This is a genomic window from Streptomyces olivaceoviridis (genome assembly GCF_014650115.1).
In the GTDB taxonomy this organism is placed as follows: domain Bacteria; phylum Actinomycetota; class Actinomycetes; order Streptomycetales; family Streptomycetaceae; genus Streptomyces; species Streptomyces olivaceoviridis.
In genome coordinates this window covers 25,276-38,932 of the sequence record NZ_BMUI01000031.1, presented here as the reverse complement: position 1 = coordinate 38,932, position 13,657 = coordinate 25,276, and the positions used below count along the sequence as shown (strand labels likewise).

15 protein-coding genes and 2 pseudogenes are annotated in these 13,657 nt (G+C 71.0%); 10 read left to right on the top strand and 7 right to left on the bottom strand.

All coding sequences use genetic code 11. From position 1 onward, the window contains the following. Positions 1-13: 13 nt before the first annotated feature. Positions 14-862, top strand: coding sequence for a class I SAM-dependent methyltransferase (locus tag IE273_RS36585; protein WP_189819432.1), 849 nt, complete (start codon positions 14-16; stop codon positions 860-862). A 678-nt stretch (positions 863-1,540) separates the two neighbouring features. Here the strand turns inward: IE273_RS36585 and IE273_RS36580 are convergent. Next, a complete protein-coding gene (locus IE273_RS36580) occupies positions 1,541-2,128 on the bottom strand; it encodes a TetR/AcrR family transcriptional regulator (RefSeq protein WP_189819431.1) in 588 nt (195 codons plus the stop codon). A 217-nt stretch (positions 2,129-2,345) separates the two neighbouring features. Between IE273_RS36580 and IE273_RS36575 the strand changes: the two genes are divergently transcribed. Next, the gene (locus IE273_RS36575; protein WP_189819430.1) at positions 2,346-3,110 is read left to right on the top strand and encodes an SDR family NAD(P)-dependent oxidoreductase; all 765 of its coding nucleotides are present in this window, start codon (positions 2,346-2,348) and stop codon (positions 3,108-3,110) included. An 82-nt stretch (positions 3,111-3,192) separates the two neighbouring features. Here the strand turns inward: IE273_RS36575 and IE273_RS36570 are convergent, their stop codons facing one another. Then, positions 3,193-4,416 carry an aminotransferase class V-fold PLP-dependent enzyme gene (locus tag IE273_RS36570; RefSeq protein WP_229887897.1) on the bottom strand — a complete coding sequence of 408 codons (1,224 nt, stop codon included), beginning with the start codon at positions 4,414-4,416 and terminating at the stop codon, positions 3,193-3,195. A gap of 923 nt (positions 4,417-5,339) precedes the next feature. Here IE273_RS36570 and IE273_RS36565 point away from each other — a divergent pair. Continuing rightward, entirely contained in the window at positions 5,340-5,759 is a 420-nt protein-coding gene (locus IE273_RS36565; RefSeq protein WP_189819429.1) for an ester cyclase, read from the top strand. On the opposite strand, the gene IE273_RS36560 is transcribed toward IE273_RS36565, so the two are convergent. Together IE273_RS36560 and IE273_RS36555 are read right to left on the bottom strand one after the other, a co-directional pair. After that, on the bottom strand, positions 5,743-6,138 hold the full coding sequence (locus IE273_RS36560; protein WP_506005281.1) for a beta-sandwich domain-containing protein: 396 nt from the start codon (positions 6,136-6,138) through the stop codon (positions 5,743-5,745). The genes IE273_RS36565 and IE273_RS36560 overlap by 17 nt on opposite strands. Before the next feature lie 71 nt (positions 6,139-6,209). Beyond that, positions 6,210-6,893, bottom strand: coding sequence for an SDR family NAD(P)-dependent oxidoreductase (locus tag IE273_RS36555; protein ID WP_189819460.1), 684 nt, complete (start codon positions 6,891-6,893; stop codon positions 6,210-6,212). A 195-nt stretch (positions 6,894-7,088) separates the two neighbouring features. Between IE273_RS36555 and IE273_RS36550 the strand changes: the two are divergent. After that, positions 7,089-7,232, top strand: a pseudogene (locus tag IE273_RS36550) (IS5/IS1182 family transposase); the annotation flags it as partial. 12 nt (positions 7,233-7,244) lie between these two features. Here IE273_RS36550 and IE273_RS36545 read toward each other — a convergent pair. Continuing rightward, positions 7,245-7,424, bottom strand: coding sequence for a hypothetical protein (locus IE273_RS36545; RefSeq protein ID WP_189819427.1), 180 nt, complete (start codon positions 7,422-7,424; stop codon positions 7,245-7,247). 132 nt (positions 7,425-7,556) lie between these two features. On the opposite strand from IE273_RS36545, the gene IE273_RS36540 reads away from it, so the two are divergent. After that, positions 7,557-8,336, top strand: coding sequence for a hypothetical protein (locus IE273_RS36540; RefSeq protein ID WP_189819426.1), 780 nt, complete (start codon positions 7,557-7,559; stop codon positions 8,334-8,336). Between the two features lie 103 nt (positions 8,337-8,439). Further along, the gene (locus IE273_RS36535; protein WP_189819425.1) at positions 8,440-9,069 is read left to right on the top strand and encodes a nucleotidyltransferase family protein; all 630 of its coding nucleotides are present in this window, start codon (positions 8,440-8,442) and stop codon (positions 9,067-9,069) included. A gap of 376 nt (positions 9,070-9,445) precedes the next feature. Here IE273_RS36535 and IE273_RS36530 read toward each other — a convergent pair whose 3' ends face one another. Continuing rightward, positions 9,446-9,946 carry a hypothetical protein gene (locus tag IE273_RS36530; protein ID WP_189819424.1) on the bottom strand — a complete coding sequence of 167 codons (501 nt, stop codon included), beginning with the start codon at positions 9,944-9,946 and terminating at the stop codon, positions 9,446-9,448. Positions 9,947-10,056: 110 nt separating this feature from the next. Between IE273_RS36530 and wrbA the strand changes: the two genes are divergently transcribed. The 4 genes from wrbA to msrA all read left to right on the top strand — a co-directional run bounded on the left by wrbA (position 10,057) and on the right by msrA (position 12,433). Continuing rightward, complete coding sequence (gene wrbA, locus IE273_RS36525) at positions 10,057-10,668, top strand: NAD(P)H:quinone oxidoreductase (RefSeq protein WP_189819423.1); 612 nt, start codon at positions 10,057-10,059, stop codon at positions 10,666-10,668. A 331-nt stretch (positions 10,669-10,999) separates the two neighbouring features. Continuing rightward, positions 11,000-11,302, top strand: a complete 303-nt coding sequence (locus IE273_RS36520) for a muconolactone Delta-isomerase family protein (RefSeq protein ID WP_189819422.1) — start codon at positions 11,000-11,002, stop codon at positions 11,300-11,302. Positions 11,303-11,357: 55 nt separating this feature from the next. After that, entirely contained in the window at positions 11,358-11,729 is a 372-nt protein-coding gene (locus IE273_RS36515; RefSeq protein WP_189819421.1) for an SgcJ/EcaC family oxidoreductase, read from the top strand. A 188-nt stretch (positions 11,730-11,917) separates the two neighbouring features. Further along, entirely contained in the window at positions 11,918-12,433 is a 516-nt protein-coding gene (gene msrA / locus IE273_RS36510) for a peptide-methionine (S)-S-oxide reductase MsrA (protein ID WP_189819420.1), read from the top strand. A 100-nt stretch (positions 12,434-12,533) separates the two neighbouring features. Here the strand turns inward: msrA and IE273_RS36505 are convergent. Further along, positions 12,534-13,487 (bottom strand): annotated as a pseudogene (locus IE273_RS36505) (FAD-dependent oxidoreductase); the annotation flags it as partial. Positions 13,488-13,657 lie beyond the last annotated feature (170 nt).

Sequence of the window (13,657 nt, the reverse complement as noted above, 5' to 3'; positions counted from 1 at the left end):
CGAGGAGGAACACATGACGACGTACGACCAACGCCCTCGCACCCTCGCCGACCGGGCCGAACAGCAGAAGGACCAAGTCCGGTCCGTGTACCGCCGGGTGGCCGAGGAGTACGACGAGCGCATCCCCGGACTCGGCCCGTGCGACGAGCTGTTCACCGCCACCGAGCACCGCTTCCTGTTGGAGAAGATCCGGCCCGGCGAACGCGTCTTGGACATCGGCTGCGGCACCGGCCGCTTCACCGTGCCCATGGCGGAGCTGGGCGCCCAGGTCAGCGGGCTGGACCTGTCGGAATCGATGCTGGAGGTGGCGGCGGGCAAGCTCCGCGAACGGGACCTGACCGCGGACCTGCGCGAAGGCGACATGGCGCACATGCCCTTCCCGGACGGTTCCTTCGACACCGTCACCAGCATGCTCGCGCTCATGCACCTGCCGCTGGAGGACAGGCCGGCCGTCTTCGCCGAGGTGCACCGCGTGCTGCGGCCCGGCGGCCGGATGCTGCTCGGCGTGAAGAACGCCCTGTTCGAGGAGATGTTCACCGGCGACCGGTTCGCCTCGGTCGACGTCACGGACGTCGCGGCCAAGCAGCTGCAGTTCACTCGGACCCGCAGCGGCGAGGACTACCTCGCGCCCTGGTACAGCTTCAGCCCGCAGGACCTGACGGCGCTGTTCGCCGGCGCCGGGATGACCGTCACCAGGATGCGTGGCAACTCGCCCCTGGCCGCGTGGCTCGCGGACGAGGTCCTGCGGGACGCCTCCGTCCGCTCGTTCGTCGACCGGATCGAGCGGTTCCTCGGCGAGATACCGCCCTTCAACCACCTCGGCTACCACCTGCTCGTGGAGGCGGTGAAACCAGCGGTCTGACCACGGTGTCCACGTGCGGCGGTTGCCCACCACGGCTGCGCGCCTGGTGGAAGACCAGCGCGAACCTCACCTCCGGGGTGGCCGCCGACGTCATCAACTCCCTCCTTCGGTACGTCCGTGCCGCGGCTGCGGCGATCCGGGCCCGTGTCGCCGCCGTGGTCGACATGGTGCCGGCGGCCGTCGACGTCACCGCGACGGTGTTCGTGATGACCGACGGAGGCCGCTTCCACCGCCGGCACCTGCTCGCCGAAGCCCGCCGCCACCTCGCCCTCGTCCCGCGTGGCCGCCGCCGCGACCCCGGCCTGGACGACCGGATCGTGGCCGCCGCCATCTCCACTCACCGCCTGGACATCAACGAGCCGACGACTTCACGCGGTGGAAGCCGACTACCGCCTCTACACCGCCCGATGGTCGCTGTCCGACGTTCCCGCCCGGCGCCGCCCACCAGCCCCCGCGCCCGACCCGGACCGACAACCCCCGGACGACCCTGGCGCGCAGGTCGCACACACAGCGGGGGAGTGGGAGACACCCCGCCTCCCGTTGCCGTACGAGCGGGCTGTCCTCGCAGGCGCGGCGGTCCGTACGGGGAGACCGTGAACCAATCCCCCCGGCGGCCATGCGTATCTGCTGACAGACTCCCGCCACCACCCCCGTGTGGCGGGACGGGGCGGCCGTCCTTCAGCGCGTCAGGACGCCGTGCAGGAGCAGATCGATCAGGGCCGGGGCCAGGCCGGGCTGTTGTTCGGTGTCGGCCATGACGCTGATGCCGCCGAGAGCCATGAGGACGTCCTGCGCCTCGACCTGTGACCGGGTGACGTTCTGACTCGCCCCGGCGGCGAGGAGGTGACGGACCGCCTCGGTGAGGTGGGCGCGGGTGGTCAGCCGCTCGCCCTCGTCGGTCAGCACCACTCGGAGCACGTCGGCCATGCCGTGCTTGGCCGCCATGAAGTCGATGAAGCGTTCCATCCAGGTCCGGAGTGCCTCCGCCGGGGGCAGCGAAGCGGTGAGTTCGGGTGCCGCTGCGCACAGCACCTCCACTTCATGCCGGTACGTCGCCTCGATCAGCAGTTCCTTGGACGGGAACCGGCGGTAGAGCGTGCCGACACCGACGCCGGCCGCGCGGGCGATGTCCTTGACCGAGGCGCCCGTGCCTTCCCGGGCGAACGCCTCTGCCGCGGCGCTGAGCAGCCGGTCCTCGTTCCGTCGCGCATCGGCGCGCAGCGGCCTGTCCTGCCGTCCGGCGCTGTCCGTGCCCTTCCCGGTCAACCTGTTTCCTTCCCCTCGCCCTTGCAACCGGAACCAGTTCCGCTTAGTGTGCGTGCGGTGCATGCGGAACCGGTTCCGGTTACGAGATTACCGTGCCTTCGCACGAGGGGCGAAGGGCGACGCCGGACTACGGCGGACGCCCGGCTCGCCGCCCGTTTCCCGTGTCGCCGGCAACCGGGGGCGACCTGCCCGACCACCCCCATGAGGAGGAAGACACATGACCGCGCGACTGCAGAACACGGTGGCCCTGGTAACCGGTGCGAGCAGCGGCATCGGTGAGGCGACCGCGCGCGGGCTCGCCGCGGAAGGCGCGGCCGTCGCCGTGCTGGGACGGCGGCGGGCACGACTTGAGGCGCTCGCGGACACACTGCGGGCCGAGGGGGGCACGGCCTTGGTGGTGGAGGCGGACATCACCGACAAGCAGCAGGCCGCGAGCGCGCTGGACAGCGTGGTGGCAGAGCTCGGCCGCCTGGACACGGTCGTCAACAACGCCGGCTTCATGGGCGTCGGGCAGGCCGTGGACTCTCCGCTGGAGGAGTGGGAGCACATGCTGGAGGTGAATGTGCAGGGTCTGCTGTACGTCACCCATGCCGCGCTGCCGCATCTCCTGCGCGCGGCGGAGGACTCGCCGCGGGGAGTGGCGGATCTGGTGAACATCAGCTCCACCGCGGGACGGGTCGCCCGCCCCGGGACCGCCGTCTACAACCTGACCAAGTTCGGGATCAACGGCTTCACCGAGGCGCTGCGGCAGGAGCTCGGCCCGAAGCGCGTACGGGTGAGCGTGGTGGAGCCCGGCACCGTGGACACCGAACTGAGCACACACCTGCGCGACGGCGTACGACAGGCCGTCGAGCGCCAGATCGCGGGCATGGAGCCGCTCCGGCCCGAGGACATCGCCGACGCCGTGTCCTACATCGTCACCCGGGACCGCCGGGTCGCCGTCAACGAGATCCTCGTCCGCGCCGGCGAACAGACCTGGTAGCCGGCGGCCCGCGGGCGCGCCGCGCGACGCTCACCCGGACCGGCGACCCCCATCCGACGGGTCCGAGCCCGATCCAGCGGGCTCAGCTCCGCAGCGACGACAGCGCGGCGGCGACCCGCTCGGAAACCTCCGGCGGCGTCGAGGCGTGCGGGGAGAAGCGGAGCGAGTCGGCGCGCACCGTCGGAGTGACACCCTCGGCGTGCAAGGCCTTCGCCACGAGGGACGGTTCGTGCCCCGGCATGGTGAAGGAGAGGATGCCCGCTCGCCGCGCAGGGTCGGCGGGGGAGAGGACGCGGCCCCCGCACCGCTGGACGGTGTCGGAGAGTTCGGCGATCCGCGCGGCGATGGCGCCCTCGATCGCCGCTACCGTGTGCCGCTCCACGATGGCGAGCGCGGACGCGAACGCGGCGGCCGTCACCGGGCTGAGGTGGGTGATCGACCACCGTCGCGCGTCCGGGGCCGGTGGGTGCGCCGTTCCGTCGAAGAGACCGGCGTCCTCGACCCCCGTCCAGCCGGTGAGGACGGGGTCGAGGCGTTCCAGCGCCCGGTCGGACAGCGTGGCGAAGCCGGTGCCCCATCCCGCGCGCAGCCATTTCTGGCCGCCCGTGACCAGTACGTCGGCCGTGTCCCAGGGCAGCGCGGCCACGCCGAATGCCTGGATGCCGTCCACGATCAGCAACCGGTCCGGCCCGATCGCCTCGCGCAGCGCCGCGAGGTCGGTGCGGAAGCCGGTACGGAAGTCCACGGCGCTCACGGACAGGGCGACCACGTCATCGGTCAACGCGGTGCGGACCAGGTCGGGGGTGACACCGGCGCCGGGCGCCGGGTCGAGCCAGCGTGGTGTGGCCCGGCCCAGCTGCGCGGCGCGGTGCCAGGGATAGTGGTTGGCGGGGAAGTCGGTCTGCGGTGCGAGGACCACGCCTTCCCGGATGCCGAGAGCCGCGTGGAACAGGCCGGTGGACGTGTTCGGGAGCAGCACGGTGTGCCGGACGTCGGTGCCCGCCAGGCGGGCGGCCGTGCCCCGTGCGGACTCCTCCGCACGCATCAGGGCGTCCACGGTGGTGTGGTCGGCGGTGGCGGATTCCGCCACGGCTCGTGCGCCGGCGGCGACGGTATCCCGTGACGGCGGTCCGAAACGTGCGAAGTCCAGGTACCCGGCGGGCGTGTCGAAGTGGGCGGCGTACGACGTGAGCACGGGGCTCGTCCTTCCGGGCCGATGCGGTGTGGTGTGGGTGGCGCGGCGGGTGAGGATCGTACGCGTGCCGTGGACCGCCTCCTCGCCGCCCACCACCGCGCGTGTCGCCACCCGCCCCGCACCGTACGCGGTTCGCGGCGCGCGGCTCTCCCCGGGGTGCTGGTCAGCGGGGGGACCCCCGTCATTCCGCCCTGCGACCCGCCCTGCGCATGAGCCGCGCGAGGGACCCACCGATCCGCAGCACGCCGCTTCCGGCGCCGACCGGCACCCTGCCGTGGTCCCGGCGGGCGAGCTGATCAGGACGCGCGGGGCGCCTCGTCCCGCCTCCAGCAGGTGCGCCCACCACCCTCCGCACAGCGGCTCATGGGCCGAGCAGGGGGCGTCGGTGCCTGCCACCACCGGTCGCAGCAACGCCCTGTCGGCTTCGCGGGCCCGGAACGGGCGTTCACCCCAGAGCGGTTCCTGCGGTGCACTCGCCGAGGCGGCTCGACCTCTCCGGTGGCGGGTGGAACGGGCGTGGCCGCCGTACCAGCGGGCCCCTGGAGGTGGTTCGCCGGACCGGCCGTCGCCGGGGACGCCCCACACGGTCGCGTCCGGGCCCGGCACGGTGCTCCCCGGCCGCCCGCATTCGTGCGACGCCAGGCAGAGGACGCCTCACACGAGCCCCTACGGCGGCGGGCGCCCCGGCCGCGGCTCGCGCGACGGTCGTCCCGCCGCCGCTCGGGCGTGTGCCGCGGCAGCGCACGGCTGCTGATCGCCCTGCCGGAGTGCCCCCGCGTGGCCACAGGGAGAGACTGGAGAGACCGTGGCACAGGGCCGCTTCGCCGGGTCACACGTGTGCCGGGCCCGGGTGTCCGCCGCGCGGCCCCGGTCGGCCGGGGAGCGGGGCGGGCCGTTGCGGCGGGACGCGCGGCAGCCCCCCGGCGAGCACGCGGACCGGCGGATTCCCCACCGTCCGCCATCCCATACCCGCGGGCGCCCGCGGAAGTCCGGCCGCTTCGGATCGGTGGCCTACTCGGCGCAGGAGGAGCGCTATGTCGAGACAGACGAACATCACCGCCCAGACCGCCTTCGCGGAGGCCGTCGTCTCCGGAGACCTCGACGCCCTGGACAGGGTCGTGGCACCCGGTTCGATCGATCACGACCCCGCCCCCGGCCAGGGGCCCGGTCCCGCCGGGTACAAGGCGATGTTCGGCGAACTCCGCGCCGCCTTCCCGGACCTGAACGTGGCGGTGGAACACCTCGTGGCCACCGACGACGAGCTGGCCTTCGCCTACACCATCAGCGGAACACACCTCGGACCACTGATGGGGCACCCGCCCACCGGCAGGAAGGTGAGTTACCGGGGTATGCAGATCAGCCGCTTCGACAGTGACGGCAGGCTCGTCGAACGCTGGGGCAGCAGTGACGAGCTCGGCATGCTGCGGCAACTGGGTCTCACCGGGGACGGGTGACGCCACGGACGCACAGACCGCGGCGGATGGTGACGTCGGCGCGCTGGTCCCCGTTCATGGCGGTGACCAGCGGGTCGAGCGCGGAGTAGCGGCCGGGTGTCAGATAGGTCCACCGACCGCGCAGACCGAGGAAGTTCCCGGCCGTGCCCGAGGTCCCGGGGATGCGGTAGTCGTGGCCGCCGGCCGAGGTGAGTCCGGGGCGCGGCAACTGGTCCGCCGGGAAGCTCCACCCTTTGCCGTCCAGGTCGCCCCGCTGCTTGGCGTCCAAGGTGGACACACCGTCGGTGTCGTACTGGCCGTTCAGGTCCCTCGGTCGACGGCATCGCGTGTGCGCCGATGACGTGCCGTGCCTCCGCCGGCGGAACAGGCCGCTGATCATGCTTGTGATCAGCGGCGTGCCGATGTGCCTGAGAGGTCGGGCGGTGATGGGTGTGACCGCCGGACCCGGCGTCAGTGACCGGCGCCCTGGCCGCCGTCGACGTGCAGGACCTCGCCGGTGACGAACGGCGCGTCCTCCAAGTAGAGAACCGCGTCGACGATGTCGCTGATCTCACCCATCCGCCCGACCGGGTGCAGGGCGGCGAACGTCTCGAAGTACTCCTCGGAGTGCATCGGGGTCTTGATGACGCCCAGGGAGACGGCGTTGCTGCGGATGCCCCGGGTCGCGTACTCGACGGCCAGAGCCTTGCTGGCGGACTGGAGGCCGCCCTTGGTCAGGGAGGCCAGCACCGAGGGCACCGCGGAGAGGGCGTGGTGGACCAGGCTCGTGGTGATCTGGACGACGTGGCCGCCGCTCTGACGGAGCATCTGCTCGACGGCGAGCTGGGTGATCCGGAAGAACCCGGTCAGGTTGACGCCCGTCACCGCGTCGTAGTCCTCCTGCGTGTATTCGGTGAACGGCTTGGCGACGAAGATGCCGGCGTTGTTGACGAGGGTGTCGATGCGCCCGAACCGCTCGATCGCGGCGGCGGCGACGCGCTCGGCAGTGGCGGGGTCGGCGATGTCGCCCTGGACGGTGACGACGTCCGGGTCGTCCGAGGCGGCGACGGTCCGCGAGGTGGCGACGACGGCGTAACCGAGCTTGCGGTACGCCTCGACCAGACCCGCGCCGATGCCCTGGGAAGCACCGGTGATGACGGCTACCTTCTTGCCGGAGTTGCTCCGTGTTCGGAGTTGTCCTGCGCTGAGGGCTGAGGGCCAAGGCGTCGATTCTGGTTGCGGGACATGTCCCGCGCGGTGGTGTTTCCAACCGAGGTCATACGCCCGTAAGGCGGGGGCTGTCAGCGGGGCTGCACCGGGCGGCAGATCCCGTCGTTTGGGCCCTGGCCTGGCCGCCACCGATGGGTCGGGAGAGAACCGCGTCCTGGCCGGCCGGCCGGCTGCCGCCGCCTCCACCGGCGCTACGAACGCAAAGCCGACCACTTCCTGGCCTTCACCGGCACCACCCGCACCCTCATCTGTTGCCGCAGGCTCTGGGTGGCACGTTCAAGTCCCCCCACGGGCGTAACCACCTTCGCCGCCCCGCAGGTTGGCCGCCCACTTGTCGTCCTGCGTGCGCTTCACCGGCCGCTCCTCCTCGGTGGCAAGGGCCAGGGAGAGCGGGGTGCGGCCGGACGGGGGACGCAGGTGCCACGGTACGAGGGCGTGCGGGAGGTGGCCGATCATCGGCCCGGCCGTCGGGATGTGTCCTCAGGCCCTTGACCGGGTGCTGCTTCGACGGAGGATGGGGAGGAAAGCGGGTCTGCGTGGTGAAGTGTGGGCCTCTGACAACTCCGACAGCAGGGAGCGTTTCTTCCGATGGCCACACAGCCCGCACGCCCTGAGCGCAGCGGTACCGAGACCGCCTCGGTCATAGGTGTCTCGCCGTTCAAGCCTTCTCTCGTCAAAGCGGTGTTCAGGGACGTGACCTCGATGTACGTCTCTCGGTCGGCCGCGTGGGCCGCAGCCTCGGTGACGCGGACAGTGCTGACGGAGATCATCGACGGCGCGAGGAGAGTGGCGGCGGAGGAGGCCCGGAAGAAGCTGGTTCCCGGTGACCTGCTCTCGGCGATCGACCGGAACGTCGAGCTTGAGGTGGGGAACAAGTGGTACGACCACAGCCCGACGTTCCAAGGGCTGACCGGTGTCCTGTACGACGCCGAGGGTGTCATCGTGCCCTCCCGCCAGCGCAGCAGGTCGCGCAAACCGAGTGCTGTGGTCGGCGCCCACAGGTTCGAGGCTGGGGTCAGGAAGCTGCTGCGGAGCCGGGGGGCGACGGCCGTCCCGGCGATGCTCCGCGACCTGGACGGAATCGCGAGCGTGTTCCTGACGGACGTCGCCCGGGACGCGGCCATGGTCGTCCGCGAGGGCGGGGTCAAACGTTTTGGTACGGTCACCCCGGTGCTGTCGGGCGAACCGGCCCCATCCCCGTTCCTCAAGGGTTCCCTCGGAGCCCCGTCCACCCGCAGGGGGGACGGGCGAACCATCGACAGGGATGACATCCTGGCCGCCACCACGATTCAGTTGTTCGGCGGCCACCTCAGGCAGCGAGCCCTCACCGAAGCACGCGAGGCGACGCGGAACGTTTCGGCCGGCTGAGCGGGTGCGACCCACATCGCCGCCTGCACCCTCATCTGCCGTCAAGAGGGCCTCGATGGCTGAAGGCAGAAGCCATTGGCCTGCCGCGTGGTAGGCATGGGCGGTGATTGGTCGCCTCCCGCTCGACGAGCAGCTTGCTGCCCTCAGGTCTGTGCTGTCCCGTAACGAGGTACTGGTGGAGGTGTTGAACCGCACGGCTCGAATGGCGCTTCCGGGCTGGTACCTGACGGCAGGCTGCCTGTTCCAGACCGTCTGGAACGTGGTCACGGACAGGCACCCCACCAGCGGGATCAAGGACTACGACGTCTTCTACTTCGACGACCACGATCTGTCGTGGGAGGCGGAGAACGCTGTGATCAAGGCCGCCGACGATGCCTTCGCCGGCTTGCCGGCAGAGGTCGAGGTCCGCAACGAGGCCCGCGTCCACCTCTGGTACGAGCAGAAGTTCGGCGTCGCGTGTGCTCCCTACACCTCCACCGAGGCTGCCATCGACAGCTTCGCGGCTACTACCTGCTGCTTGGGCGTTCGCCTGGAACGGGATGGGCAGTGGCGCGTCTATGCACCGCATGGGCTTGCCGACGTGTTCAATCTCGTCGTCCGGCCCAATCCAGTGCTTGCTCCGCGCGAGGTGTACGAGACCAAAACCGCCCGCTGGCGGCAGCAGTGGCCCGAGCTGACCGTGCTCGACTGGCCTTCAGAGCCCACCACCCTGACGCCTGCCTCGACAAGCTGACAACGATCCCCCGCCGACGGCCGGGGACAGCCGCCGGCCGTCCTGCTCACGGCCGCCCGCCGTCAGGTCGGCGTCAGCGTACGCCCGCTTCTCAAGTGCGTCCGAGGGTCCCGCCTCCGCGGAGGCCGACCCCCCTGCCGACCGGCTGTTCCAGATCTTCACCGAGCGCCAGGTGCAAGGCCAAAGCCAAGGCCACCGCCCTCGCTGTGGCCCTCCGCGGGCCGAGTGGAACAAGATCTTCGACGCCCCACACCGCTGCCCGGCCGTCGCCGACCGGTCACCTTCCGCCGCGCCCCTATCCAGACCGGCACCGAGTCCTGCCGCTCCCGCGTCACCGAAGCCGAACGACTCAACCCCTCACCGGCGTCACGTGCGTTCAACCGCGGTCCGATCGAGGAAGACGGAGTTCCAGAGCACGCGACGCAGCCTGGGCCGTCTCTCCTCCCTCCGCCCGGGCCGGCGACTCCAGCCTGTCGAGGTCAGCCCACGCACACACCTCGCGCAGCTCGGCAGTGAGATCGAACCCGATTTCCTGCCCGACCCAGTCCGCGATGACCAGCGCGTCCGCCACGGCGGTCGGATCGCCGGCGATCTGAGGTCCTGGCAGGGACAGCCCACCGCCATTGGCGCCGTGGGCGAGCGCGAGCGCCACAAGGGCCCACCGCGCCGTCGGATCTGTGGGATCGCGGTCCAGCAGTTCGGCGGCGAAAGCGCCCAGCTTGTGGGTCGTGGCGTGATCATTCGCCCAGCCGTGCCAGAACTCGTCGTCACGCGGGAGGGCTTCCAGGGCTCGAAGCCCCTCACTCAGCTTCCGCACCATCCGCTCGGCGAACTCGACGTGGCTGGTGCTGCGGCCAGCCTGCCTGCCAGGACCCACGTCGACGTGTGTGCCCCGGGGCGAGGTTTGATTAAAGTAGACCGGTCGTCTAGCTTGGATGGCCGGACGGCTCACCTGGTCGCCGCCGTTCCTCGAAATGGAGAAATCCCGTGTCCACTCCGATCAAGCTCGCCATCGTCTTCTACTCGTCCACCGGCACGATCACCGAGATCGCCAAGGAGCTGCACGACGCCGGTGTCAAGGCGGGTGCCGAGGTCCGTCTGCTGAAGGTGGCCGAGCTCGCTCCCCGGGCCGCCATCGACTCCAACCCGGCCTGGGCCGCCAACCACGCGGCCATCGCCGACATCCCCGAGGCCACCCCGGCGGACGTCGAGTGGGCCGACGCCGTCATCTTCGGCACGCCGACCCGCTTCGGCAACGTCTCCTCGCAGTTGAAGCAGTTCATCGACACGCTCGGCGGCCTCTGGGCGCAGGGCAAGCTCGCGAACAAGGTGTACAGCGGCTTCGTCTCCACCGCCACGGATCACGCCGGGCACGAGTCCACCCTGCTCGCGCTCTACAACTCCGTCCACCACTTCGGCGGCATCACGGTCACGCCGGGCTTCACCGACCCGCAGAAGTTCGTCGACGGCAACCCCTACGGCACCTCGCACGCCGACGGCCAGGGCACCAAGCCCGTCGGTGAGGTCACCCGTCTCGCCGCCGGCATCCAGGCCGAGCGCGTCGTGCGGGTCGCCGCAGCCCTCCAGGCCGCCGCCTGACCGGACCACCGGACGTACCGGTCGGCGCCTGTCGGCGTCGCCGCCTGGTCGCCGACAGGCCGCCGGGACGGCCTCGACGGGGCGGGACGCGACAGGACGGTGCCGGGCACATGCGGTGTCGTCCGGCGGTGGCTGACCGACCATGTTCTCTGTGCGCGGCTTCCTTTGCTCCACAGCCCAGACTCCACAGCCCAGACTCCGCAGCCCGCAGCCCGCAGCCCGCAGCCCGCAGCCCGCAGCCCGCAGCCCGCAGCCCGCAGCCCGCAGCCCGCAGCCCGCAGCCCGCAGCCCAGCCCCGCACCCCCGCGGACCCCAGAGAGGCCGAACGACGATGAAGGAATTCCTGGTCGTGCTCACCACCACCGTGCCCGAGGGCACCGACCCCGCCGAGGTCGACCGGCGACGCGCGGCCGAATCCGTCCGGGCCAGGGAACTGGCCGCCACCGGACACTTGTTCCGGCTGTGGCGCCCGGTCGGCGAACTGCGCAGCGTCGGCGTGTGGCGCGCGGACGACGAGGCCGACCTGCGTGAGAAGGTGCTCGGCACCCTGCCCCTGTGGCCGTGGATGACCGCCGAGATCACCGCCCTGCAGCCACACCCGAACGACCCGGGCCCCACCGGCCTCACCGCCTGAACCACATGGGACGCGCATCCACCGCGCGCGCCCTGCCTGCTGGAGGAGGAAACCGATGAGCGGCACAGCAGCACAGGAAGCCGTCCTGCGCGGCGTCATGGACCAGTGGAAGACCGCGGTCGACGCGCACGAGCCGGAGAAGGTCGCGGCGCTCTTCACCGAGGACGCCATCTTCCAGGGACTCCACCCCTACAGCGTCGGCCGGCAGGGTGTCTTCACGTACTACGACTCCCAGCCGATCGGGCTGGCGGCCGAGTACCGGGTGCTGGAGACGCGGAGCCTCGCGGACGACGTCCTGCTCGGGTATCTCGACGTGGACTTCAGTTTCACCGACCGGCCGGACATCCACGTCACTCTCAGTGTCGTGCTCAAGCGGGTGGACGACCGCTGGTACATCTCCCACTACCAGGTGACGAGGCTCGGCTGACGCGCTCCCCGCGCCGCGATTTCCTGCCTCGCAAGCGGACGGCACCGACAGCACCGGCCTGTTGCCCGGCCTTGGCCGGCGCCGTCGGCCGGGGGCGAGTGCGTCACCTGTTTGACAGGTGACGATCTATGCGTCATAGTAGTGCTGTAACTCCTCCGGTCGCTGGGGGAGGGGAAGGGTGAGAACTGATGACCGACGTCGAGGAAAGGGCGCTGCTGGCCGGCGGCTGCTTCTGGGGCATGCAGGAACTGATCCGCAAACTCCCCGGTGTGACCCGCACCCGGGTCGGTTACAGCGGCGACGACGACCTGGCCAACCCTACCTATCGCAACCACGGGAACCACGCCGAGTCGATCGAGATCACTTTCGATCCGACCGTCACCGACTACCGCACGATCCTGGAGTACTTCTTCCAGATCCACGACCCGAGCACGAAGAACCGACAGGGCAACGACATCGGGGCCAGTTACCGTTCCGCCATCTTCTACCTCGACGAGGAGCAGCGGCGCGTCGCGCTCGACACCATCGCCGACGTCGAGGCGTCGGGGCTGTGGCCGGGATCGGTGGTGACCGAGGTCGTGCCGGCCGGTCCGTTCTGGGAGGCCGAGCCGGAGCACCAGGACTACCTCCAGCGCTACCCGGAGGGCTACACCTGCCACTTCCCGCGCCCTAACTGGCGGCTGCCGAAGCGCGCGGAAGCCTGAACACCACGGGGCGGTGAAGCCGCCCTCCACGCGGTACGGCCGCGGGACGAGCCGGTGAGGCTCGTCCCGCGGCCGTTTTCGCGTCTGGCACCCCTGGAGAGTCCACGCCCTCGACCCGGCGTCCGGCCCGTGCGGCCTCGCGTGTGGTGCGGCCCACGGACGCGACCTCGGGGTCCGTGAAGACGACTTGGGGAATTGTCACGAGGTCGGCGGTGGTCGTGTGCGCGCCCCACCGGGTCTTGTCGAGGGTCTCGCCCCGCGCGCGTGAGCCGATGACTGAGCCCGCGATCCGGGCCTGGTACTTGCCCTGGTGAGTCATCGGCGCCCGGTGGTCGACGTCACCCACGGCGTAGAGCCAGCCAGCGGGGACGGCGGTCACCCGGCAGGTGTCGCCCCCCGCAGCCGGTCGCCGGGCGTCAGCCCAACGGTCTCCAGCCCCGGCTTCCCTGTCTGCGGGGTCCGGCCGATGGCGAACAGCATCTCGTCCGCGGTCATCTCGGTCCCGGCCTTGAGCTCGACCCCGACCTCGCCGGGCGCCGGCTCCTGGCGCGTCACGGAGATCACCGAGGTTCCGAGCCGAACGTCGACCCCTGCCTCGCGCAGGCCCTCCGCGACCAGTCCACCGGCGAACGGTTCCATCCGGGGGAGCAGTCCGGCCTCGCTGCGGACCAGCATGGTCACCTGGGAGCCGAGGGCCTGCCAGGCGGTGAGGCGGACCGTGTCGCCCTCGGGTGTCTCCACCGCCACCTACTTCTCGTCGGTGAGCCGGCCGTGACCGCGGATCAGGTCCACGCTGACCGAGTCCAGCCAGTCGACCTGGTCGTCGTCCTTCCAGTGCTCGGCCATCGTGTCCCGGTCGCGAGCACCGCGGGAACGTCCAGAGGCCCGTCCGCCGCGTGGTGGACCAGGGGACCCTGCGGGCATCAGCCCCGCGCCATCACTGGCCGCAGCAGCGCCTTGCTGGGGTCGCAGGCCCAGAATGAGCACTCACCTCCGAGACGTTCGTGCTCGATGATGACTGTGCTGAGCCCGGCGACCCGGGGCGGTCGGCCACGTTCTCACCGGCCGGGCCGGCTTCACTGCTCCTGAGGCTTGGTCGTGCCTCGTCGGCCGGAGCCGCCCGCTCGCGTTCGGAGCGAGGTGAGCGTCCCGCTGATAAGCGCCTGCGCGCGGAGGAAGTGGCCATCCCGGCCATGCGATGTCTCCTCGCCGGGCTGTACGAGG

What these genes read in the sequence shown, in the direction of transcription:
- IE273_RS36585 (WP_189819432.1), top strand. Translation starts at nt 14, where the DNA reads ATGACGACGTACGACCAACGCCCTCGCACCCTCGCCGACCGGGCCGAA.
- IE273_RS36575 (WP_189819430.1), top strand. Translation starts at nt 2,346, where the DNA reads ATGACCGCGCGACTGCAGAACACGGTGGCCCTGGTAACCGGTGCGAGC.
- IE273_RS36565 (WP_189819429.1), top strand. Translation starts at nt 5,340, where the DNA reads ATGTCGAGACAGACGAACATCACCGCCCAGACCGCCTTCGCGGAGGCC.
- IE273_RS36560 (WP_506005281.1), bottom strand. Translation starts at nt 6,138, where the DNA reads ATGATCAGCGGCCTGTTCCGCCGGCGGAGGCACGGCACGTCATCGGCG.
- IE273_RS36545 (WP_189819427.1), bottom strand. Translation starts at nt 7,424, where the DNA reads ATGATCGGCCACCTCCCGCACGCCCTCGTACCGTGGCACCTGCGTCCC.
- IE273_RS36540 (WP_189819426.1), top strand. Translation starts at nt 7,557, where the DNA reads ATGGCCACACAGCCCGCACGCCCTGAGCGCAGCGGTACCGAGACCGCC.
- IE273_RS36520 (WP_189819422.1), top strand. Translation starts at nt 11,000, where the DNA reads ATGAAGGAATTCCTGGTCGTGCTCACCACCACCGTGCCCGAGGGCACC.
- IE273_RS36515 (WP_189819421.1), top strand. Translation starts at nt 11,358, where the DNA reads ATGAGCGGCACAGCAGCACAGGAAGCCGTCCTGCGCGGCGTCATGGAC.
- msrA (WP_189819420.1), top strand. Translation starts at nt 11,918, where the DNA reads ATGACCGACGTCGAGGAAAGGGCGCTGCTGGCCGGCGGCTGCTTCTGG.